Here is a 20,882-nt window from a genome sequence, read left to right as displayed (position 1 = left end):
AAAAATGGAATTTGAAATTGAGTAAGCGTTTTCAATGGCTTTTTATAAAAATTCGAACAATTTTGCGACACAAACGTTTATGCGTATGATATAGTAGTACGTAAAATTTATTGCTGAGATTAACTCAGTTCACTATACGATCAGGAGGGATGTTATCCATGCGTTATTTAACAGCAGGTGAATCTCATGGTAAGCAGTTGACAACAATTATAGAAGGGGTACCTTCCCATTTACCTTTGCTAAGCGAACAGATAAATGAATCTTTAATAAGACGGCAAGGTGGATATGGCCGTGGAAAAAGAATGCAGATTGAAAAAGACTTAGTAGATATTACCAGCGGGGTGCGACATGGTTATACAATGGGTTCACCTATAACTTTGGTTGTCCACAACGACGATTTTAAACACTGGACCGATATCATGGGAGAGGATCCGCTTCCTGAAGATGCGAAAATACGTAGAAAAGTAACGAAACCAAGACCGGGACACGCTGACTTAAATGGGGGCATGAAGTATGGCCATCGTGATATGCGAAATGTTCTGGAGCGTTCTTCTGCGAGGGAGACAGCTGCCAGAGTTGGCGCAGGCGCCGTGGCAAAAGTATTGCTAAGTGAACTTGGGATTGAAGTTGCTGGATACGTCAGAGAAATTGCCGGCATCGTAAGTGATGTAGATGAAAGTCTGACGTTAAAGGAACGTCGAGAAATATCTGAGAATTCACCTGTACGTACTTTTGATGAAAACGCAGCTGAAAAAATGAAAACAGCTATTGATGACGCTAAAAAGGATGGAGACACCATCGGTGGGGTCGCCGAAGTTTATGTAGAAGGTATGCCTCCTGGACTTGGGTCTTATGTTCAGTATGACCGTAAGCTGGATGCTAGAATTGCCGGAAGTGTTATGAGCATAAACGCATTTAAAGGTGTAGAATTCGGAATTGGCTTTGAAGCTGCCCGTCGGAACGGCAGTGATGTTCATGATGAAATTCTCTGGAGTGAAGAACGTGGCTATTACAGACGTACGAACCGTCTAGGCGGGTTTGAAGGAGGTATGACCACTGGTATGCCAATTGTGGTCAAAGGGGTCATGAAGCCTATCCCTACTCTTTACAAACCGCTTCAAAGTGTAGACATCGATACGAAAGAGCCATTTAACGCAAGTATTGAACGTTCGGATTCTTGTGCTGTTCCTGCAGCCTCTGTTGTTATGGAGCATATTGTAGCTTTCGAATTGGCTAAAGCTATTACCGAAGAATTTCCGTCTGACTACTTTCCAAGATTAAAACGGGCCGTTGATGATTATCGTAAGGAAGTCAGGGAGTTTTAAATGAGCTCTTTGACTATTCATGCAAACTCCCATGATTACGAGGTCATAATAGAAGAAGGAATTCGCCACGAATTGCTAAATTATATATCCAGTGATTATCAGAAAATACTGATCATAACAGATGACAAAGTTTCTAATATCTACCTGGATGACGTAATCAGTGGGCTAGGAAATGAGTTTGATCCTCACATTACTATCGTTCCAGCTGGAGAATCATCTAAAAGTATGAAACAGTATGAACGATTATTGGATGCCTGTGTAGAAGCACAGCTTGATCGCCGCTCCTTAATCCTGGCTTTAGGTGGAGGGATGGTTGGAGATCTTGCCGGGTTTGTGGCTTCTACTTATTTAAGAGGGATTGATTTCATCCAAATGCCTACGACGATCTTAGCGCATGACAGCAGTGTGGGAGGAAAAGTTGCGATCAACCACCAGAAAGGCAAAAACCTTATAGGGAGCTTTTATAATCCTGTAAAGGTTATTTATGATACCGGAACATTGCTTACACTTCCGGCAGAAGAGATCCGCTCTGGGTATGGAGAAGTCATTAAGCACGCCTTCCTGAGCAGCCCTGAATGGTGTAATGATCTGTTTCAAGTTTCGGTAGGTAATCTTTCGAGTGAACAAATAAAAGATGACCTTATGAAAGGAATTAAGGTCAAGGCTGGAATTGTAGAGAGTGATGAGCGTGAAAAAGGAATACGAAGGTATTTAAATCTCGGCCACACTCTGGCACATGCGATAGAAGCTGAGCTTGGTTACGGCAAAATCACTCATGGTGAGGCTGTTGGCATTGGATTATGGTTTGCTTTACGTGTTAGCCAAAGGAAACTGGAGTCATCCCTGCCAGTGGACCGCTATGCCGAGTGGCTGAAGTCCAATCATTATCCTGTTGAAATCCTTAAGAACCTGGACGTAGATACCTTACTTAAACGGATGAAATGGGACAAAAAAACCGTTCATCAAAAAATTAATTATGTCCTGTTGAATCAGATCGGCGCTCCATGCGTCGTTGGATTAAGCGATCAGGAAATACAAACAGACTTGAATCTATTTATTAAAGAGGTGAGTGCCACATGATCCGAGGTATCAGAGGGGCTACTACAGTGTCAGTAAATAGATCAGAAGAGATCATAGACAAATCTGTAGAACTAATGAACGATCTTATTCGTCAGAATCAAATCCAGCCAGAACAAGTTGTATCCGTTTATTTTACAGTTACAGAGGACCTGAACGATGGCTTTCCAGCCAAATCCCTGAGGCAAATAAAAGGATGGACTTATGTCCCTGTTATGTGTATGAGAGAAATTCCGGTTCCCGGGAGTTTACCTAAGTGTATCCGAGTAATGGTAACGGCTGAAACAGATGCAGCACAGCATCATATTAAGCATATTTATCATTATGAAGCTAAACAGCTTCGACCGGATTTAAAGAGTTGAGAGGAGCGTTCCTGTATGAAAGCTAAAGACATTTTAAGAGATATGAAACCCTACAAACCAGGAAAAGGAATAGAGGAAGTAAAAAAAGAATACGGGCTTGAACGAATTGTTAAGCTAGCTTCTAACGAAAACCCATTTGGGTTTTCTCCTAAGGTGAAACAGGAACTCCCTGAGTTGATTGCTAATTTAGAGATTTATCCTGATGGGTATGCAGCGGCAGTGCGTAGCAAAGTAGCTGAATTTATTAATGTGAATGATAATCAGCTTATTTTTGGGAATGGTTCTGATGAAGTTGTACAAATTATTTGCCGTACGTTTTTAGAGCCGGGAGCTAATACGATTATGGCTGCCCCTACGTTTCCACAGTATCGGCACAACGCTTTAATAGAAGGTGCTGAAGTGAGAGAGGTCCCCTTAGTAGATGGTCATCACGACCTGGAGGAAATGCTAAGGCAGATCGATGACCAAACGAGGGTGTTATGGATTTGTACGCCTAATAATCCTACAGGGGTACATATTGAGCGTGAAAAGCTTAAATGGGTCATGGATACCTGCCCAGACCATGTTCTAGTAGTATTAGATGAAGCTTATTATGAGTATATGGAAACAGATGACTATTTTGATTCTTTAGGTGCATTAGATAACTATCCGAACCTTGTTGTCCTGCGCACATTTTCAAAAGCTTATGGCTTGGCCGGGCTGCGAATCGGATATGGTGTAGGTCATCCCGATGTGATTCGCATGCTGGAACCTTCTCGTGAACCTTTTAATACGACGACTGTGTCACAGGCCGCTGCCATCTTAGCGTTAGATGACCAGCAATTTCTTCAGATGTCGCTTGAAGAGAATAAAAAAAATAAAAATGCTCTCATGAATTTTTGTGATGAAAATGGCTTATCCTACTATGATTCACAAGCCAATTTTCTGCTTATCCATCTTCCGTTCAGCGGTGACGAAATGTTCCAGCATCTGCTCGCAAAAGGATTTATTGTGCGTTCTGGAGAAGCATTGGGACTACCTAATACAATCCGTCTGACAATTGGCCGTTCAGAAGATATGGCTGTCATCCAGGAAGAAATGAAACAGAAACTAGCATCAGGAGTAAAGTAAATGAAGCAGACAGTATTAATCGTGGGCTTAGGACTGATTGGCGGCTCTCTTGCAATGAACGTTTCAAAAAAAGAAAACGTCCATGTTATTGGCATCGATCAGGATCCTGAAACCATAAGTATGGCGAGAAAGCAGGGAGTTATTCATAGTACTTCACATGATTTTAGTGACGCCGTGAAACAAGCGGATGTGTGTGTACTGGCTACTCCTATTTCTATAACCATTCAATATTTAAAACAATTAGAATCTATTGAGCTTTCTAAATCCCTTCTGGTAACGGATGTATCTTCTGTAAAAAACAATGTACTGGAAGCGGCAAATAACTTAAGTCATTCTAAAGTCTCTTTTGTGGGCGGACACCCAATGGCAGGATCCCATAAACAGGGATACACCGCTGCTAAGCCTCATTTGTTTGAGAATGCTATCTATGTGCTTACGCCTTCGCTTCACGCATCTGTTCATGAGGCAGAAAGGCTGAAAGACTTGTTCTCTGAAACGGAGGCAAGGTTCTTAACCTTTTCCACAAAAGAGCATGATGAGATGACAGCGGTAATATCTCATTTTCCTCATCTAATTGCTTCTTCACTGGTCCACCAGGCAAAACAATGGCAGGAAACTCATCCTTATATTGAACAGCTAGCTGCCGGAGGATTTAAAGATATTACCAGGATTGCTTCGAGTAACCCTAAACTTTGGCAGGATATTTTCTTCCAGAATCGAAATTTGCTAATTTCCATGCTGGATGATTGGATGAAGGAAATGGGCAAGGTAAAAGATTTTTTACAAAATGAAGAGAGTGAACGGACTTATAAGTATCTTTTAGATGCTAAGCATTACCGTGATGGGCTGCCTGTAAGAGACAGGGGCGCAATCCCTGCTTTTTATGATATTTATGTGGATATTCATGACCAGCCTGGAGCTATCTATCATGTAATAGGATTATTAGCCGATGAGGAAATTAGTATTAAAAATATTCAGATCCTGGAAATTCGCGAAGGGATCACAGGTGTACTGAGAATTAGTTTCGCTGAGAGTGACGAACAATGGAAGAGTAAAAAAGTGCTTGAAGCCCATCAATATGAAGTGATGGTACAACAGTAAGGGGTGTTTAATATGTCAGCCATAGAGTTACGTCCTCCGCAAAATAATTTGAGAGGTAGTCTTACTGTCCCCGGCGACAAATCTATTTCCCACCGGGCAGTAATATTTGCGTCTTTGGGCCAAGGCGTCTCCCAAATTACAAACTTCTTGACAGGTGAAGATTGCATGCGAACGGTGGAAGCTTTTAGACAGCTTGGTGTTCAAATAGAGCAGTCAGGGAACGAGTTGACTGTATATGGGAAAGGGATTCCACATTTGAAGGAAGCTGAATTACCAATAAATTTTGGAAACTCCGGCACTACAGCCCGCTTGATGAGCGGAGTTTTAGCTGGCCTTCCGCTATTTACTTCAGCATACGGAGACCCGTCCTTATCTAAGCGTCCTATGGATCGCGTAGTCCATCCTTTGCGTGAGATGGGTGCAAGTATTTCCGGGCGTAAGAATGCTTCTGTGCTGCCTCTGGCATTTGAGGGCACTAAATTAAAAGGCACTACGCATCATTTACAAGTAAGGAGCGCACAAGTGAAATCAGCTCTTCTTCTAGCCGGGATGCTTGCTGAAGGAGAAACAACGGTGGTGGAGCTTGGAGTAACCAGAAATCATACAGAGATGCTGATGTCTCAATTTGGAATTAATATCGATGTAGAAGGTTCTAAGATTACTATCCAGGGAGGGCAGCAGCCGACAGCCTCTAATTTTAGAGTTCCTGGAGACATCTCTTCTGCAGCATTTTTCATTGTTGCCGCTGCCATAAGCTCAAACAGCTCGATCACAATAAAAGACGTTGGTCTTAATTCTACTAGAGATGGAATTATTCAGGTGATGGAACACATGGGCGCTTCTGTGGACGCTAACATACATTCTTATGTAGGCGATGAACCCGTCGGTGATATTCAAATTAAGTCTTCTGCTCTGAAAGGTGTCAGAATTGAAGGAGAAATGATTCCGAATTTAATTGATGAAATTCCAATTGTTGCCCTGGCAGCTACGCAGGCAGAAGGGACTACTATTATAAAAGATGCCCGTGAATTAAGGTTTAAAGAAACCGATCGAATTGCAGCAGTTGTGAATAATTTAAGAGCACTCGGGGCTCATGTAGAACCGCAGGAAGATGGTATGATTATCCATGGGCCGACTCCTCTAAAGGGCGGAAAAGTCGATTCATTTGGAGACCATAGAATCGGTATGATGGGAGCGATCGCATCCCTCGTTTGTGATGCCCCGGTTACGATTGAGGACAAAGAATGTATTAATATCTCTTACCCGACCTTTTTTGACCATTTAAACCAACTGACTAATTAAATAGTTTTCATAGTTTTCAGTAAGCTCTCATACGATATAAAAAGCCTGATGGAGGTTTGAATCGTATGGGAGCTTATTGGTTTAGTGCTTATCTAGAGAAAGAGGGCGGAGGAGAGGTAGAGGAGCGACTAGTTTATGGAGAGAAGTTTGTTCGTAATCATTCAGGTAGCAAATCTTATGTTCAGATGAATACGGATGGTTTCTTTGTAACACCTGGGTATGTAATGCTTGATAACTTTGAGCCAATTTCCTTTAGTTCTACTCCGGTAGAAACAGCTGGTAATTACATAAAAAGAGGGTGTTCACTACTTCTTATTCAACACCTAGTGACTAGCATACGCCACTATCGTCAGCTTTATGACGAATATTTAAATAAATTATCCGGAATTCCAGTAAACTATATGGTGGTTCCAGTCATAAACGCTAAGCTTATAAAAGCTGAGATGGTCCGATTTTTTGCTAGAAAAGGATGCCCCTTTTTATGTATTGAAGTGGATTTGATCAATGACTTGAAAAATGTATCATGGGAATGGCTGGTCCAGGCTCAGGCGTACAAGAGAATTCCGCTGACTATCCGTGTCAAAGATTCTGAAAATACGTCGAACAACTATTCAGAATTATGGTCTTCACTTAGTAAGCAGTATGGTATCATTAAGTTATCAGAGTTACAGGATGATGAAATAGTTTCGTTTCAAAATCTAAAGGATAGTGGGATTTTTCCTAGTCGCGGTCGTTTAACATCAGGTGGGCAGGCTGATTATAATTTGTTTTGGAAGACTCAACATTCTTTGATTGATGAACAGGAGAAATTCATTTATCATAACCCTGTTCCAAATGTAACGATTATGAACGGGCAGGTTAAACAAGTCAATCAAACCTTGGTTGACCGTAAACCAGGCACTCATATTCAAGTGAAACTTCACAAGCATTTTGTTTAACAGAGAAAGGATGTCATCATGGAGGAAATACAAAAAGCAATTCGTCAAATGGAAGCCCATAAGACGGAAGATGCAATAGAAACTCTAACACAATATTTACCACATGCGGATGAAGAAGAGCGCTTTACCATTGCAGAACTCTACATTCAGTGGGGAATGATGGATGAAGCGAAAATGGTTCTTCAGGAACTGATTCAACGCTATCCAAAAGAGCAGGAATTAAAAGTGATGATGGCAGAAATTCATATCGATTTAGGGGAAGATGATGAAGCGATAGAGCTATTGAATCAATTCGGTCCTGAAGATGAAGATTATTTGCAAGTACTCGTTCAATTAGCTGATTTATACCAGGCTCAAGGGTTATACGAAGTAGCTGAGCAGAAGTTATTAACTGCTAAGCAAGTAGAACCTAATTCAGCCATTATCGACTTTGCTTTAGGCGAACTGGCTTTTTCAAATGGGGAATATTCAAAATGTGTTCCGTATTACGAGAACGCTATGCACCACCAGCCGGTTATGGGAGATATTGAAGTAGCTACGCGTTTAGCAGAAGCGTATGCAGCCAATGGTGAATTTGAACAATCACTTGAGTACTACCAAAACGTGGAAGAAGAGAATCCAGATGTAATGTTCCGCTATGGTTTTGTTGCTTTTCAGGCAAATCGTAATGATATAGCCATTAAGGTTTGGGAACAATTGATCGATAAAGATCCTTATTTTCATTCGGTTTATCCTCACCTGGCCCAGGCTTATGATTCAGAAGGTATGCCTCAGGAAGCACTGGATATGGCTAAGAAAGGTCTGGCAAAAGATGAATTTAATAAAGAACTCTATCATCTGGCCGGTACGTTAACTCACAAACAAGGAAACAAAGATGAGGGTTACAGGCTTATGAGAGAAGCTGTAGCACTGGATCCAGGCTATAAGGAAGCGGTTTTATTCCTAATAGAGAACTTTAAAGAAGACGCGGACTATGAAGCCATTATTGAACTTATTAATCAGTTGATCTCTCTTGGAGAGGAAGATCCCAATTATCTTTGGGAACTTGCCCAGGCTTATGAAGAAGAGGAACAGTTTGATGAAGCTTATGAGCAATATAAGCAGGCTTACCCTTCATTAAAAGAGGATACAGCATTCTTAAAAGCCTATGGATACTTCCTGATTGAAGAAGGCCGTATGAAGGAAGGACAGGAAGTATTTAGAGAATATTTAGCAATTGACCCCGCGGATACTGAAATTGAAGACTTTTTGGCGAGGCTTATGGAGCAAGAATGATTTGAATAATGAGGCGCGGGAGGGGCGCATATGCAAACACCTATATCTGTTGATGAAAAAAAAGACTTCGTCCGGTGGTTTCTAAATCATTATCAATTAAAGAAACGTGAAAGTGTATGGATCCTTAATTATTTGATGAATCATGAATCCTTACTTTCCAGTGTTCATTTTGTCCAGGAAGTGAAGTTCTGTCCTAGAGGTATGGAGATAAGTGCTCAAGGTGTATCCGATCCCCCATTTCGATTTTATAAAGGGCAAGTCATGACGAATGATGCAGAGAAGTCGTTCCACGATTTGAGAATGAATCAAGATGAACCCGTCTATATTCAAATGAATTTCGATAATGCTCAGCAAAGTTCGAAATACGCTCTTGTATTAGAGGAAAACCCTTACCTTCCTAAAGATTATTATTTGAATGAGCGCGATAAAAACGAAGCGGAACGCTTGCTCTCATTAAGTCTTCTTAAACACAGACAGAAAGAGTTGGAAGGGAAAATTGATGCTGCTTTAATTGATGGTGAAAGAAATAAATTTAAAGAATTGTGTAATGAATTAAGCAGTCTGAAACAGGATTTAAATACCTTCTTATAATATGCACTAGTCAGGAGCATTTTTTATCGCTCCTGACTTTTATTTTTTCGACAATCTAGTACAATAGAGAGAAGAAAGGCAGGAGATGATGACCCGTGCGATGGACAGAAAAAGATATTAAACAATACTTACCTGAGAAAGAATATATTGATACTTTGTTAATTCCAATGATTCCTTTTGACCCAGCTTCTGATCAAATGATGGGGAAACAAGCGTTTCAAAGGGAAATCAATCAGATTTTTACCAATCTGATTGAAAAAGAGTATAGAGGACGTATATTTTTAGCTCCAGAATATTATTACATAAGCGGAACGGCAGAGACAGAAGTATCACGATTGAACAGCTGGATCAGTCAGTTTAGAAAACAGCCTTTTAAACATGTGTTTCTTCTCACTTTTGATGCTAAATGGAAAAAACACGAGGATGAACTCACAGGGAAATTGTTGTGGGTTCCAGCTATCCAAAGTGGGAATATCCAATCTACAGAAACGCAATCGTTTGTAAAAGAACAAGCGGGACAAATCAGTGAACTAATCCAGGCATACTGGTAATAGAAAAGTTACGACAAGCCTTGATAATTTATTGACCGCGCCTTGAGATTGCGCTATCATGGTAATGTCCTAGTAAACTGTGTGTAAAATATCCATGTCATATGGATGACAGCATAGAGGGGGGAAAAGAATGAGCGATAAAAAACGAGTATCCCGTCGTCAATTTTTGAACTACACACTGACTGGTGTAGGAGGATTCATGGCAGCCGGAATGCTTGCACCAATGGTTCGGTTCGCAATTGATCCAGTATTGCAAACCAAAGAAGGCGGAGATATGCATTCCGTTGCATCTGTTGATGAGATTACAAATGAGCCCACAAGAGTGGAGTGGACCATTGACCAGGTAGATGCTTGGTATGAATCGGAAGTACAGAAAACAGCCTGGGTATACAGAAATGAAAATGATGAGATTGTGGCACTTTCTCCTATCTGCACCCATTTAGGCTGTACTGTGGACTGGGCTTCACAGGAAGACTATCCTAATCAATTCTACTGTCCATGTCACGGTGGACGTTACACCAAGGATGGAGTGAATGTTCCGGGAACACCTCCAACAGCTCCGCTTCCAGTTTTTGAGCACAAAGTGGAAGAAGGCATGCTTTACCTTGGAGACGCACAATCTAGAGGAGGGGGGAGTTAACAATGCTGCAAAGACTTTATGATTGGGTGGACGAGCGTGTTGATATTACCCCTTTGTGGCGTGATATCGCCGACCACGAAGTTCCGGAGCACGTTAACCCAGCCCATCATTTCTCAGCTTTTGTTTATTGTTTTGGCGGACTGACTTTTTTCATTACAGTCATTCAAATCTTGTCAGGGATGTTCCTGACCATGTATTATGTGCCAGATATTGAGAATGCTTGGAAATCCGTTTATTATTTACAAAGAGAGGTAGCATACGGTCAAATCGTCCGTGGCATGCACCACTGGGGAGCGAGTCTTGTTATCGTAATGTTATTCTTACATACGTTACGGGTGTTCTTCCAAGGCGCTTATAAGAAACCGCGCGAACTAAACTGGGTAATTGGAGTTCTATTGTTCTTCGTTATGCTTGGTCTTGGTTTTACAGGATACCTGCTTCCATGGGATAACAAAGCATATTTTGCTACCCAGGTAGGTCTTGAAATTGCTGCTGCAACACCATTTATAGGAGATGCGATACGAACGCTGCTTGCGGGTGATCCATCGATCGTTGGGGCCCAAACCCTTACCCGTTTCTTTGCGATCCACGTTTTCTTCTTGCCGGCCGCATTGTTCGGATTAATGGCCTTTCACTTTATCTTAATCCGTAAACAAGGAATTTCCGGTCCACTATAAAATGTAAGTTAAAAAAGGAGGGAAAGCTGTGCATAGGGGAAAAGGGATGAAGTTCGTCGGTGACTCACGAGTTACCGCCGAATCAAAAGCCAATTTACCAAAAGACTACTCAGAGTATCCAGGCCGTACCGAAGCGTTTTGGCCGAACTTCCTTCTTAAGGAATGGCTCGTAGGTTCCGTATTTCTAATCGGTTTCCTTATTCTGACTGCTGCTCACCCGTCACCTTTAGAGCAACAGGCAGATCCAACCAACGCAGGTTATATTCCATTGCCTGACTGGTATTTCTTATTTTTATACCAATTCTTGAAATATGAATTTGCGGGTGGAGAATTTATTGTACTGGGTGCAATTGTTATGCCAGGATTGGCTTTTGGAGCATTATTACTGGCGCCGTTCCTTGACAGAGGTCCTGAACGCCGTCCACATAAACGTCCAATAGCTGTTGGATTAATGCTCCTTGGATTTATTGCAACTTTCTGGCTGACATTTGAATCGGTTCAACACGCTGACTATGAAACCCGCTCTGAAAAATACGGAGTTAACGTAGAAGCTGTAGAATCAGAGATCGATAAGTCAGGCGAAGGCTACGCTTTATATGAAGCGAACTGTTTAAGCTGTCATGGTGACTCTTTACAAGGGCAAGGGAATTATCCATCTTTAATGGACACTCAGTTATCTGTAGACCAGATTAAAGATATTGCTGTAAATGGAGTCGGGCAGATGCCGGCAGGAGTCTTCGGAGGTTCAGATGAAGAATTGCAAGTATTAGCTGAATTCATCGCTAACGCCGGCTCTGGCGGAGGCGAAGGATCTGGTGAAGGTTCAGGAGAAGGTTCTTCTGAAGGCGAAGGATCCGGTGAAGGTTCAGGAGAAGGCTCTTCTGAAGGCGAAGGATCCGGTGAAGGTTCAGGAGAAGGCTCTTCTGAAGGCGAAGGATCTGGTGAAGGTTCAGGAGAAGGCTCTTCTGAAGGTGAAGGATCAGGCTCAAGCGAATAAGTTTTGAAATGATAGCCGCGCTCAAGGAGCGCGGCTTAATTTATATAGGGGGAACCAAGGTTGAAAGATTTAGTCTCCTACATACTCAAGAATCGTGGGTTTTTAATCTTACTATTTATCGTAAATCTTCTCGGAACGATCTATGGATATATTTGGTATGGTAGTCAGTTAGCTGTTACAGAACCTAAGTTTTTAATATTTGTCCCAGACAGCCCTACAGCCAGCCTGTTTTTTACAATTTTCTTAGGGTTTTATATCTTCAATAGAAATGTGCCGTACATTGAGGCACTGGCTCTTATAACGCTTCTCAAGTATGGACTATGGGCTGTTGTTATGAACGGATTGACTTTGGTTGAATTCGGCTCTCTCCCCTGGACAGGTTATATGCTTATCGTGTCTCACGCTGCCATGGCCTTCCAGGGTCTATTATATGCTCCGTTTTATTCTATACGAATGAGACATGTCCTTGTTGCAGCCATATGGACACTGCATAATGATGTTATTGACTACGTTTTTGAACAAATGCCTGTATACCCTGCGATCATGAAGTATATGGATCAGATCGGATATTTTACGTTTTGGTTAAGCCTTGGATGCATAGGGGTAGCTTATCTAGTTTCACAGAGGAACTCAAGCGGTCTAAATTCTGCCCATACTTCATAGACTCTCTATAAGACTTTTTAAGAGAGGGGAGAAGTGGAATGGGACGGGCGATTTTGGTCTTACTATGTTCCGTTATTTTCACACTCACACCGATGAATAAGCACCTTTACCTATCTGGACATTCAGAAGATTGGTCAGCCTTTTTCTTGCAGTACAAGCTTCTTATACAGGATGGAAAATATGAATTAGCTGGTAAAGCGTTGAATAACCGAAGGGCTGAATTGGAAAACTATATGGAGAGCCTATCTCCACAAAAAGAAGAGATAGGGAAAGAATTGCTTCAATCATTGATGGTTGACCTGCCAAAAACTAATTCAGTTGAGATTGGTCAATTGCTCATTTTTATAGAAACGGTAAGCGCTAACAACCATGTGGAGAATATAAATACACTCGTCTTTAACTATAAAAATAGTCTGGGTGACAATCCTTACTTAACAGGGGGAGAGCTTCAAAGCGAATGGGAGAAGGTTGTTCCAAGCCTTCTGACGTATTATTCTTATGATCAGTTAATTCCTATTGCTGAACAACTTTCACAATTTGCAGAGGGAGATTCCGACCAAATCCGTGAAACCCTTGCAGTTGAATTGAATCAGCTGCCTGAAGCTGTTCCTGCTTTAAGTATGGAAGCATTATTATGGACGGTACTACTTATTGGAGGTACAATACTAATAACGCTTGCTTATGTAGCTTTTAGGAAATATCAAGCCGTTGCCACTGTGGAAGGGTCAATCAAGAGAGAAAATAGTTGATTTTTTCAGCTGGTTTGACTAAAATTGACCTAAGAACTTTATTTACATCCAAGACGGAGGAATGAACCATGATGAGTTTTATTCTTTACTTCGCACTGATTTTGATTATCCCGATATGGGCTCAGTCAAAAGTAAAGAGCACCTACAAAAAGTATTCAAAAGTAGCTATCTCCTCATCCATGTCAGGAGCAGAAGTAGCTAGAAAAATATTGGATGATAATGGTCTGTTTAATGTAGCTGTTGAAGAAGTCAGAGGGCAGTTATCTGATCATTACGATCCTCGCTCTAAAGTTGTACGCTTATCTACGGATAATTTCCATGGGCGTTCGGCTGCCGGAGCTGCTGTTGCCGCTCACGAGGTAGGCCATGCGATTCAAGATGCTCAGGACTATGCGTTTTTACGTTTCCGAAGTGCGCTTGTACCAGTTGCGAGCTTCGGGTCAAATATCTCTATTTTCTTAATTATTGGCGGAGCTCTTCTTCAAATGACCGGCTTAATTTTTGCCGGAATTGTCTTCTTTGCCTTTGCTGTGCTTTTCCAGCTGGTGACTCTGCCCGTTGAGTTTGATGCTTCTAATCGAGCAATGACTCAGTTGGTGTCTACGGGAGTTATTAGAAATGAGGAAGAACGTCCGACGAAGAAGGTATTGAATGCTGCGGCTATGACTTATGTAGCTGGTGCGCTTGTAGCTCTAGCTGAACTGCTTCGCTTCATTTTCATGTTTTTCGGAATGGGAGAAGAATAATATAAAGTTATGCCCCGCCTCTCAATGGAAGCGGGGCATTTTTTATTTGGTGTTTACAATTTAGTCCCTGATCGGGTTTTTGTTTTCATCTAGCGTGAAACCTTCGCCCATTACGTCGTGAACGTGACTAACGGCTACAAAGGCATGGGGGTCTATGTGATCAATAATGGTTTTTAAGCGTACAATTTCGTTCTTGCCAATTACGCAGTAAAGAACGTCTCTTCTTTCACCGGAGAAAGATCCACGTCCTTCGAGTATAGTAATACCGCGATCCATTTCCTGCATAACTTTTCTGGAAATTTCATCACTTTTACCAGAGATAATGGTAGTACCACGTGCGGCGTAGGCTCCTTCTTGAATAAAATCGATAACCTTAGCGCCGATAAACACGGCTACGAGTGTGTACATACCTTTAATCGGGTTTAAATAAGTAACAATGGAGACAAAAATAACGACTGCATCAAATAAGAACATGGCTCGCCCCATACTCCAGCCTAAGTATTTATTGATGAGGCGAGCGATAATATCCACGCCTCCAGTCGTTCCGCCGTACCGAAAGATAATACCTAATCCGACTCCAATAAACACACCTGCAAATAAAGAAGCTAACGTGAGGTCAGATGATAAATTAAATTCAATCATATATATTTGTGAAACTCTAATAAATAAGGATACAGCAAGGATTCCGATTAATGAATATAGGAATGTATTACGCCCGAGTATCTTCCAGCCTATGATTAAAACTGGGATATTGAGAATGATATTCATAAGGGCTGGATCCCATTTAAATAAGTATAATAGCAATAAAGTTATCCCTGTGAATCCTCCCTCACCGAGTTCATTTTGAATGTTAAAATGAACAAGACCAAATGAAAAAATAGCAGAACCAATTAAAATGAATAAAATGTTTTTAAGACGCAATCCGAAGATTTTAATACCTGCTCACCTCCATAAATGTCATACGTTTCTCATTATAGAGTTTTCTCAATGAACAGGCAATTCTAAGTTTTTAGTTAAAAAATTTGTCAAATCGCCCCCTTTTGGCTACCATTTATAGAGATACTAACGTAAAAAGGGAGCGGATAACGTGAATTACACTACAGGAGATATTCAAAAGCGCGTGGACAAATACATATCCCAGTTTAAGGAGGGCTATTTTTCTCCATTAAGTTTACAAGCCAGGCTTACTGAAGAAGTTGGTGAAATGGCTCGTGAAATCAACCATCATTATGGGGAGAAGCAAAAGAAATCGACAGAGAAAAACAAAGCATTGGAAGAAGAATTAGGGGACGTCCTTTTCGTTTTAACTTGTTTTGCCAATTCTTTGGACATGGATTTATCGGAAGCATTCGAACAATCGATGAGTAAAATTGAAACACGAGACAAAGACCGTTGGACACGGAAAGAAGGAGAGAGTTCAAATGAGTAATAATATTAAGGTGATAGTAGCGGGACCTCGAGGTAAAATGGGGACAGAAGCCCTGAAACTAATTGAAAAAGAAGAAAACTTAACGCTCGTAGCCTGTTTAGACCGTAAAAACGGAGGAAAAAATGTCGTCGAAATAGATAATTTGCCAAACCTGGATGCGCCTATTTTTGACGATCCGGAGAAGTGTCTGAGTGAAATAGAAGCGGATGTGCTAATTGACTTAACAACTCCTGAAAATGGTTATAAGCACACAAAACTTGCCCTGGAACATGGTGTGCGTCCTGTTGTAGGAACTACAGGATTTACACCCGAACAATTAGAGGAATTGAAACAGCTCGCGGAAGAAAAACAAATTGGCGCTGTGATCGCTCCTAATTTCGCGGTAGGGGCTGTCCTGATGATGCAATTCTCTAAATGGGCCGCTAAGCATTTTCCAAACGTCGAAATCATCGAAAAACACCACGATCAAAAATTAGATGCTCCTTCTGGTACAGCTATAAAAACCGCTGAGCTCATTAGAGAAGTCAGAGAAAGTCATCGTCAAGGTCACCCTAATGAAACGGAAAATTTAGCTGGTGCCCGCGGTGCAGACTCTGATGGAATGAAAATCCACAGTATGCGCCTTCCCGGATTAATTGCTCACCAGGAAGTTGTTTTTGGAGGACTTGGGCAGACACTTACAATTAAACACGATTCCCATCATCGTGAGTCATTTATGAGTGGTGTTAAATTAGCCACTGAAAAAGTCATGCACCTGGAAGTCCTGGTGTATGGTCTTGAACACTTATTAGACTAAAAGGGAGACGGAACGATGAATATTGCGTTAATCGCTCATGATAAGAAAAAAACGGATATTATACAGTTTGCTATAGCTTATAAAGAAACATTACAGAACCATCAGCTGTTTGCTACAGGAACGACTGGAAAACGCATCGCTGATGCATCAGGTCTTCCCATTACTAAATTTTTATCAGGACCTTTAGGAGGAGATCAGCAAATAGGAGCAAAAATCGCTGAAGATGAAATGGATATGGTCATTTTCTTTCGTGATCCTTTAACTGCCCAGCCTCACGAGCCAGATATCAGTGCCCTGCTTCGCCTGTGTGATGTGCATCAGATTCCGCTTGCCACTAACCTGGCTGGAGCTGAAATACTCATTCACGCTCTCGATCGCGGCGATTTGGAGTGGCGGAAGATCATTAGAGAACAGAAGAAAGAGCAGGAGTGATCATATGGCTAAAATAGGAATTACCTGCTACCCTACAGTAGGGGGATCAGGCGTGATCGCGACAGAACTTGGCAAGCTTCTGGCAGAAAAAGGGCACGAGATTCATTTTGTAGCTTCCCAAGTTCCTTTTCGGTTAAATCGTGTGTATCCAAATATCTATTATCATGAAGTAGAAGTCAGTAACTATCCGGTTTTTCAGCATCCCCCTTATGATCTTGCGCTAGCTAATAAAATGGCTGAGGTCATAAACAGAGAAGAACTGGATATTCTCCATGTGCACTATGCCATGCCTCATGCTATCTGTGCTATTTTAGCTAAACAAATGGCTAAACGTGATGTAAAAATCATTACTACTCTTCACGGTACGGATATTACAGTGCTTGGTATTGATTCAAGCTTAAAACAAATGATCAAATTTGGTATTGAACAATCCGATAAGGTTACAGCTGTCTCTGAAAGTTTAGTTCAACAGACTCAAGATCAGCTTTCGACGGATAAACCGATAGAAGTCATCTATAATTTTGTAGATGAGAGAGAATATTATCAAAAGCCCTCTTATTCACTAAGAGAAGATTATTGTATTAAAGAAGAGGAAAAAGTAGTTATTCATATCTCAAATTTCCGCAAAGTGAAAAGAGTTCCTGAAGTTGTACATGCTTTCTCTAAAATTGCTGCTGAAGTCCCTGCAAAGCTTCTGCTCGTAGGGGACGGCCCTGAGTATTCTGATGTCCATCAGCTTGTAAAAGATCTGGAGCTTGAAGGACAGGTGCTTTTTCTTGGGAAACAGGAAAATGTCAGCGATCTGCTGTCCATCTCAGACTTAAAGTTACTTCTTTCTGAAAAAGAAAGCTTTGGTCTCGTTCTTCTAGAAGCTATGGCTTGCGGGGTGCCTTGTATAGGCTCTAATATTGGAGGCATTCCAGAAGTTATTGACCACGGTGAAACCGGCTATATTGCTGAATTGGGTAACGTTGATCAGGTTGCTTATTTTGCCCTGAAGATGCTGACTGATGAAGATTTAATGGACAAGCTTTCTGTTAATGCAAAGCAGATGGTAGAAACTAAATTTGCATCGGGAACAATTCTTACTCAATACGAGGAGCTTTATGAACGGGTGCTGAATAATGACTGAAAGCAACGAAACAAAATTGGAAGCGGCCTTTGAATTATTAGCAAAAATAGAGGAGGGAGGAGGAGAAGCTTATATTGTAGGTGGAGCGGTGAGAGACTATCTTTCCGGACGGCCACTTGGAGATATAGATATTGCTACGTCTGAGCCTCCCTCACACATACAGAAGATGTTTGATAAAGTAATTCCTGTAGGCATTGAACATGGAACGGTAATTGTCCGTTTTCGCTCAGTTTCTTACGAAGTAACCACCTTTCGCACAGAAGAAGGATATGAAGATTACCGCCATCCTGATGAAGTTACATTTGTACGTGACATAAAGGCAGACCTTGCCAGGCGTGATTTTACGATCAATGCTATGGCTATGGATCGATATGGAACTATAATAGATCCTTATTCTGGACTTGCAGCGATTGAAAACCGACAAGTAAAAGCTGTGGGTGATCCTTTTGATCGGTTTACCGAAGATCCTTTACGAATGATGAGAGCCGCCCGGTTTTCAAGCCAGCTAGAATTTGAAGTGGAAAATGGTACGAGGCAGGCGATCTCAGCTAAGTCCAGCCTGCTTAGATATATATCCGTGGAGAGAATTGCAGTGGAAACCCTGAAACTTTATAGGGGGCGTGGATACAAAAAAGCTATTTCGATGGTGAGTGATACTAATCTGATTACATACTTGCCAATCTTTAATACAATAGCGTCTTTCACAAATATTGCGCCGCTTGTGCGGTTATCTTCCTGGCCTGAACTGGTCACCTATTACCTAACTTATGCCCCTTCGTTTTCTATTAAAGAATGGATGAAAAGGTGGAAGCTTTCCAACAAAGAGAGACGTGAAACGGAAGAATTGAATAATGCGTTGAACGAATATCTAGTTAAGAATCGTGTTACCCCCTGGCTTTTGTACGTCCTGCCTGAATCCTTACAAAGAGCTTTTGCTAGAGTTTTACAGGCTAAGGGTCTCGCAGATGAGTCCATTCTTATGCTTTTAAAAGAGGGTTGTAAGAACTTACCTATTCTCTCGAGCAGGGAGCTCGCATTTCAGCCTCAGGACCTCATTTCTTTATATGCTGATAAACAAAAAGGGCCTTGGATTTCTGAATACATGAAGGAAATAGAGCATCAAGTCGTTGAAAGACATTTACCCAATGATTATGAAAAAATAAAGGAGTGGGCATTACTGTGGAATCCACCCGAAAACAACTGATTGATTTATTGGAAAAGGAAAAGGGATATGTATCTGGACAGCAGTTATCAGACTCATTGAATATTTCTCGTACGGCTGTGTGGAAGCATATGAACGAATTAAAAAAAGATGGCTACCAAATTGAAGCAGTTCGAAAGAAAGGATATAAAATTCTTTCATCTCCTGATAAGATTAGCGGCAATACACTTCAGTGGGGTCTGGAGACAAAATGGCTGGGACAGAAGCTCATCCATTTCGATCAAGTTGAATCCACTCAGGAAATAGGGCATCAATTAGCAAGCCAAGGTAAGCCTCATGGAACGGTTGTAATAGCGGATGCACAAGGAAAAGGAAGAGGTAGAATGGCAAGGAACTGGCATTCCCCTAAAGGAAAGGGGATATGGATGAGTATTTTGCTGCGTCCCGATCTTCCTCCTATGAGGGCGCCTCAACTTACACTGCTTGCTGCTACCGTGCTTGCCAAGATGGTAAGAGAGAAGACTAATCTTCACCCACAGATAAAATGGCCTAACGATTTGCTTATTGACCATAAAAAAGTCTCAGGAATCTTAACAGAAATGCAAGCTGAACATGACCAAATCCAATATGTGGTCTTAGGAATCGGCATGAACGTAAACCAGCAGTTGAATGAAATCCCGCAAGATATCCGACACAAGGCTTCTTCTTTAAAGATTGAGTCCGGTCAAGAGTGGGATATCCAACAAACCATTCAATCGATCCTGCGTCTATTTGAAAATACATATGATAGTTATGTAGAGCAAGGGTTTGAACAAGTAAAGAAGGAATGGGAGCATTTTGGTTATCGGATTGGAGAAGAAGTTACCATATCGACTATGAGGCGGGAATGGCAGGCTACCCTTATTGGGATCGAGCCAGATGGAGCACTTCGAGCCAGAGATAAGGACGGGAATGAGGAGAAACTATATTCAGCCGAGATTCATTGGGGGGAAGGAGGATACCATGCTTAATAAAAGTCAGTTCATAAAAATGAAACAGGAGAAAGACAAAATAGCCATGATTACAAGTTATGATTATCCATCGGCTAAAATTGCTGAACAAGCGAAAGTAGATATGATTTTAGTGGGAGATAGCCTTGGAATGACGGTACTTGGGTATGATTCTACCATTCCTGTTACGATCGCTGATATGATTCATCACGGCAAAGCCGTGAAAAGAGGGGCTCCTGATACTTTCACGGTAGTAGACATGCCATTTATGTCCTACCACGTGTCCACCCAGGATTCTTTACACAACGCAAAGAAACTTTTTCAGGAAACAGGAGCTCAAGCTTTGAAACTGGAAGGAAGCGGTGAAGTCATTCAGACGATGGAAAAACTTGTGCACGCAGGTATACCGGTGGTGGGACATATAGGTTTAACCCCACAATCTGTTCACGTTTTAGGAGGGTACAGAGTTCAAGGGAAAGATAAGGCAACAGCAGCCCGTTTACTTCAAGAAGCAAAAGAGATTGAGGCTGCAGGAGCCATTGCCATTGTTCTGGAATGTATACCAAGACAATTAGCAGAAGTTATTTCAAGAGAATTGTTTATTCCTGCGATTGGTATAGGAGCAGGGGCAGAATGTGATGGACAAGTCCTCGTCTATCACGATATATTAAAATATGGAGTCGACCGCTTACCGAAATTTGTGAAACCTTACATGGATAGTAACCACGTACTGGGAGAAGCTGTTCAATCTTACGTGAATGATGTGAAATCAAAAGAATTCCCAGAAGTTAAACATACGTTCACGATGGATCCTGACAGTCTGCCAGACCTTTAAGGG

The 20,882-nt window shown here is 41.5% G+C and carries 23 protein-coding genes and 1 pseudogene; 23 read left to right on the top strand and 1 reads right to left on the bottom strand.

All coding sequences use genetic code 11. The features are described from left to right. The first annotated feature begins 158 nt into the window (after positions 1-158). From aroC to HBHAL_RS11050, 16 genes and pseudogenes are all read left to right on the top strand, one after another. On the top strand, positions 159-1,325 hold the full coding sequence (gene aroC, locus HBHAL_RS11125) for a chorismate synthase (RefSeq protein ID WP_014643516.1): 1,167 nt from the start codon (positions 159-161) through the stop codon (positions 1,323-1,325). Next, positions 1,326-2,405 carry a 3-dehydroquinate synthase gene (aroB, locus tag HBHAL_RS11120; RefSeq protein ID WP_014643515.1) on the top strand — a complete coding sequence of 360 codons (1,080 nt, stop codon included), beginning with the start codon at positions 1,326-1,328 and terminating at the stop codon, positions 2,403-2,405. After that, complete coding sequence (aroH, locus tag HBHAL_RS11115; protein ID WP_014643514.1) at positions 2,402-2,764, top strand: chorismate mutase; 363 nt, start codon at positions 2,402-2,404, stop codon at positions 2,762-2,764. The genes aroB and aroH overlap by 4 nt, the downstream gene beginning before the upstream one ends. Before the next feature lie 15 nt (positions 2,765-2,779). Then, positions 2,780-3,874, top strand: coding sequence for a histidinol-phosphate transaminase (gene hisC, locus HBHAL_RS11110; protein WP_014643513.1), 1,095 nt, complete (start codon positions 2,780-2,782; stop codon positions 3,872-3,874). Next, positions 3,875-4,975 (top strand): prephenate dehydrogenase, encoded by a 1,101-nt coding sequence (locus tag HBHAL_RS11105; RefSeq protein WP_014643512.1) that lies wholly within the window; start codon positions 3,875-3,877, stop codon positions 4,973-4,975. It abuts the gene before it with no gap. Between the two features lie 12 nt (positions 4,976-4,987). Then, positions 4,988-6,277, top strand: coding sequence for a 3-phosphoshikimate 1-carboxyvinyltransferase (gene aroA, locus HBHAL_RS11100; protein WP_014643511.1), 1,290 nt, complete (start codon positions 4,988-4,990; stop codon positions 6,275-6,277). A gap of 65 nt (positions 6,278-6,342) precedes the next feature. After that, positions 6,343-7,215, top strand: a complete 873-nt coding sequence (locus tag HBHAL_RS11095; RefSeq protein WP_014643510.1) for a hypothetical protein — start codon at positions 6,343-6,345, stop codon at positions 7,213-7,215. 18 nt (positions 7,216-7,233) lie between these two features. After that, positions 7,234-8,490, top strand: coding sequence for a tetratricopeptide repeat protein (locus HBHAL_RS11090; protein WP_014643509.1), 1,257 nt, complete (start codon positions 7,234-7,236; stop codon positions 8,488-8,490). 30 nt (positions 8,491-8,520) lie between these two features. Then, the gene (locus HBHAL_RS11085; protein ID WP_014643508.1) at positions 8,521-9,081 is read left to right on the top strand and encodes a ReoY family proteolytic degradation factor; all 561 of its coding nucleotides are present in this window, start codon (positions 8,521-8,523) and stop codon (positions 9,079-9,081) included. 95 nt (positions 9,082-9,176) lie between these two features. Continuing rightward, positions 9,177-9,632: a YpiF family protein gene (locus HBHAL_RS11080; RefSeq protein WP_014643507.1), complete on the top strand. Its 456-nt coding sequence runs from the start codon at positions 9,177-9,179 to the stop codon at positions 9,630-9,632. Positions 9,633-9,762: 130 nt separating this feature from the next. Continuing rightward, complete coding sequence (locus HBHAL_RS11075; RefSeq protein WP_014643506.1) at positions 9,763-10,272, top strand: QcrA and Rieske domain-containing protein; 510 nt, start codon at positions 9,763-9,765, stop codon at positions 10,270-10,272. A 2-nt stretch (positions 10,273-10,274) separates the two neighbouring features. Further along, entirely contained in the window at positions 10,275-10,949 is a 675-nt protein-coding gene (qcrB, locus tag HBHAL_RS11070) for a menaquinol-cytochrome c reductase cytochrome b subunit (RefSeq protein ID WP_014643505.1), read from the top strand. Positions 10,950-10,977: 28 nt separating this feature from the next. Continuing rightward, positions 10,978-11,733: pseudogene (locus HBHAL_RS11065) on the top strand (c-type cytochrome); the annotation flags it as partial. A 273-nt stretch (positions 11,734-12,006) separates the two neighbouring features. Further along, positions 12,007-12,609, top strand: coding sequence for a lipoprotein heptaprenylglyceryl N-acetyltransferase LhaT (lhaT, locus tag HBHAL_RS11060; protein WP_014643503.1), 603 nt, complete (start codon positions 12,007-12,009; stop codon positions 12,607-12,609). Between the two features lie 38 nt (positions 12,610-12,647). Continuing rightward, a complete protein-coding gene (locus HBHAL_RS11055; protein ID WP_014643502.1) occupies positions 12,648-13,358 on the top strand; it encodes a sporulation protein YpjB in 711 nt (236 codons plus the stop codon). Positions 13,359-13,429: 71 nt separating this feature from the next. After that, a complete protein-coding gene (locus HBHAL_RS11050; RefSeq protein WP_041601656.1) occupies positions 13,430-14,104 on the top strand; it encodes a zinc metallopeptidase in 675 nt (224 codons plus the stop codon). Between the two features lie 60 nt (positions 14,105-14,164). Here HBHAL_RS11050 and HBHAL_RS11045 read toward each other — a convergent pair whose 3' ends face one another. Further along, on the bottom strand, positions 14,165-15,025 hold the full coding sequence (locus HBHAL_RS11045; protein WP_014643500.1) for a YitT family protein: 861 nt from the start codon (positions 15,023-15,025) through the stop codon (positions 14,165-14,167). A gap of 166 nt (positions 15,026-15,191) precedes the next feature. Here HBHAL_RS11045 and HBHAL_RS11040 point away from each other — a divergent pair, with 166 nt between their 5' ends. The 7 genes from HBHAL_RS11040 to panB are packed head-to-tail and all read left to right on the top strand — an operon-like array spanning position 15,192 to position 20,879. Further along, the gene (locus HBHAL_RS11040; RefSeq protein ID WP_014643499.1) at positions 15,192-15,533 is read left to right on the top strand and encodes a nucleotide pyrophosphohydrolase; all 342 of its coding nucleotides are present in this window, start codon (positions 15,192-15,194) and stop codon (positions 15,531-15,533) included. Continuing rightward, positions 15,526-16,329: a 4-hydroxy-tetrahydrodipicolinate reductase gene (gene dapB / locus HBHAL_RS11035; protein WP_014643498.1), complete on the top strand. Its 804-nt coding sequence runs from the start codon at positions 15,526-15,528 to the stop codon at positions 16,327-16,329. Before HBHAL_RS11040 ends, dapB begins: the two co-directional genes overlap by 8 nt. 15 nt (positions 16,330-16,344) lie before the next feature. Continuing rightward, complete coding sequence (locus HBHAL_RS11030) at positions 16,345-16,761, top strand: methylglyoxal synthase (RefSeq protein ID WP_014643497.1); 417 nt, start codon at positions 16,345-16,347, stop codon at positions 16,759-16,761. 4 nt (positions 16,762-16,765) lie between these two features. Next, the gene (bshA, locus tag HBHAL_RS11025; protein ID WP_014643496.1) at positions 16,766-17,893 is read left to right on the top strand and encodes an N-acetyl-alpha-D-glucosaminyl L-malate synthase BshA; all 1,128 of its coding nucleotides are present in this window, start codon (positions 16,766-16,768) and stop codon (positions 17,891-17,893) included. Next, positions 17,886-19,097 (top strand): CCA tRNA nucleotidyltransferase, encoded by a 1,212-nt coding sequence (locus HBHAL_RS11020; RefSeq protein WP_014643495.1) that lies wholly within the window; start codon positions 17,886-17,888, stop codon positions 19,095-19,097. The genes bshA and HBHAL_RS11020 overlap by 8 nt, the downstream gene beginning before the upstream one ends. Continuing rightward, on the top strand, positions 19,073-20,065 hold the full coding sequence (locus tag HBHAL_RS11015; protein WP_014643494.1) for a biotin--[acetyl-CoA-carboxylase] ligase: 993 nt from the start codon (positions 19,073-19,075) through the stop codon (positions 20,063-20,065). The genes HBHAL_RS11020 and HBHAL_RS11015 overlap by 25 nt, the downstream gene beginning before the upstream one ends. Beyond that, complete coding sequence (gene panB / locus HBHAL_RS11010) at positions 20,058-20,879, top strand: 3-methyl-2-oxobutanoate hydroxymethyltransferase (protein ID WP_014643493.1); 822 nt, start codon at positions 20,058-20,060, stop codon at positions 20,877-20,879. The genes HBHAL_RS11015 and panB overlap by 8 nt, the downstream gene beginning before the upstream one ends. Positions 20,880-20,882: the final 3 nt, after the last annotated feature.

It is taken from the genome of Halobacillus halophilus DSM 2266 (genome assembly GCF_000284515.1).
Lineage (GTDB): Bacteria > Bacillota > Bacilli > Bacillales > Halobacillaceae > Halobacillus > Halobacillus halophilus.
Note: the sequence above shows the minus strand (reverse complement) of the source record. Positions and strands in the feature narration are given on the sequence as shown.

Excerpts from the sequence above, each read along its gene's own strand:
- aroH (WP_014643514.1), top strand. The coding sequence starts at position 2,402 with ATGATCCGAGGTATCAGAGGGGCTACTACAGTGTCAGTAAATAGATCA.
- aroB (WP_014643515.1), top strand. The coding sequence starts at position 1,326 with ATGAGCTCTTTGACTATTCATGCAAACTCCCATGATTACGAGGTCATA.
- aroA (WP_014643511.1), top strand. The coding sequence starts at position 4,988 with ATGTCAGCCATAGAGTTACGTCCTCCGCAAAATAATTTGAGAGGTAGT.
- HBHAL_RS11095 (WP_014643510.1), top strand. The coding sequence starts at position 6,343 with ATGGGAGCTTATTGGTTTAGTGCTTATCTAGAGAAAGAGGGCGGAGGA.
- dapB (WP_014643498.1), top strand. The coding sequence starts at position 15,526 with ATGAGTAATAATATTAAGGTGATAGTAGCGGGACCTCGAGGTAAAATG.
- HBHAL_RS11090 (WP_014643509.1), top strand. The coding sequence starts at position 7,234 with ATGGAGGAAATACAAAAAGCAATTCGTCAAATGGAAGCCCATAAGACG.
- HBHAL_RS11050 (WP_041601656.1), top strand. The coding sequence starts at position 13,430 with ATGAGTTTTATTCTTTACTTCGCACTGATTTTGATTATCCCGATATGG.
- qcrB (WP_014643505.1), top strand. The coding sequence starts at position 10,275 with ATGCTGCAAAGACTTTATGATTGGGTGGACGAGCGTGTTGATATTACC.
- hisC (WP_014643513.1), top strand. The coding sequence starts at position 2,780 with ATGAAAGCTAAAGACATTTTAAGAGATATGAAACCCTACAAACCAGGA.
- HBHAL_RS11105 (WP_014643512.1), top strand. The coding sequence starts at position 3,875 with ATGAAGCAGACAGTATTAATCGTGGGCTTAGGACTGATTGGCGGCTCT.
- HBHAL_RS11030 (WP_014643497.1), top strand. The coding sequence starts at position 16,345 with ATGAATATTGCGTTAATCGCTCATGATAAGAAAAAAACGGATATTATA.
- HBHAL_RS11085 (WP_014643508.1), top strand. The coding sequence starts at position 8,521 with ATGCAAACACCTATATCTGTTGATGAAAAAAAAGACTTCGTCCGGTGG.
- HBHAL_RS11055 (WP_014643502.1), top strand. The coding sequence starts at position 12,648 with ATGGGACGGGCGATTTTGGTCTTACTATGTTCCGTTATTTTCACACTC.
- panB (WP_014643493.1), top strand. The coding sequence starts at position 20,058 with ATGCTTAATAAAAGTCAGTTCATAAAAATGAAACAGGAGAAAGACAAA.
- HBHAL_RS11075 (WP_014643506.1), top strand. The coding sequence starts at position 9,763 with ATGAGCGATAAAAAACGAGTATCCCGTCGTCAATTTTTGAACTACACA.
- bshA (WP_014643496.1), top strand. The coding sequence starts at position 16,766 with ATGGCTAAAATAGGAATTACCTGCTACCCTACAGTAGGGGGATCAGGC.
- aroC (WP_014643516.1), top strand. The coding sequence starts at position 159 with ATGCGTTATTTAACAGCAGGTGAATCTCATGGTAAGCAGTTGACAACA.
- HBHAL_RS11020 (WP_014643495.1), top strand. The coding sequence starts at position 17,886 with ATGACTGAAAGCAACGAAACAAAATTGGAAGCGGCCTTTGAATTATTA.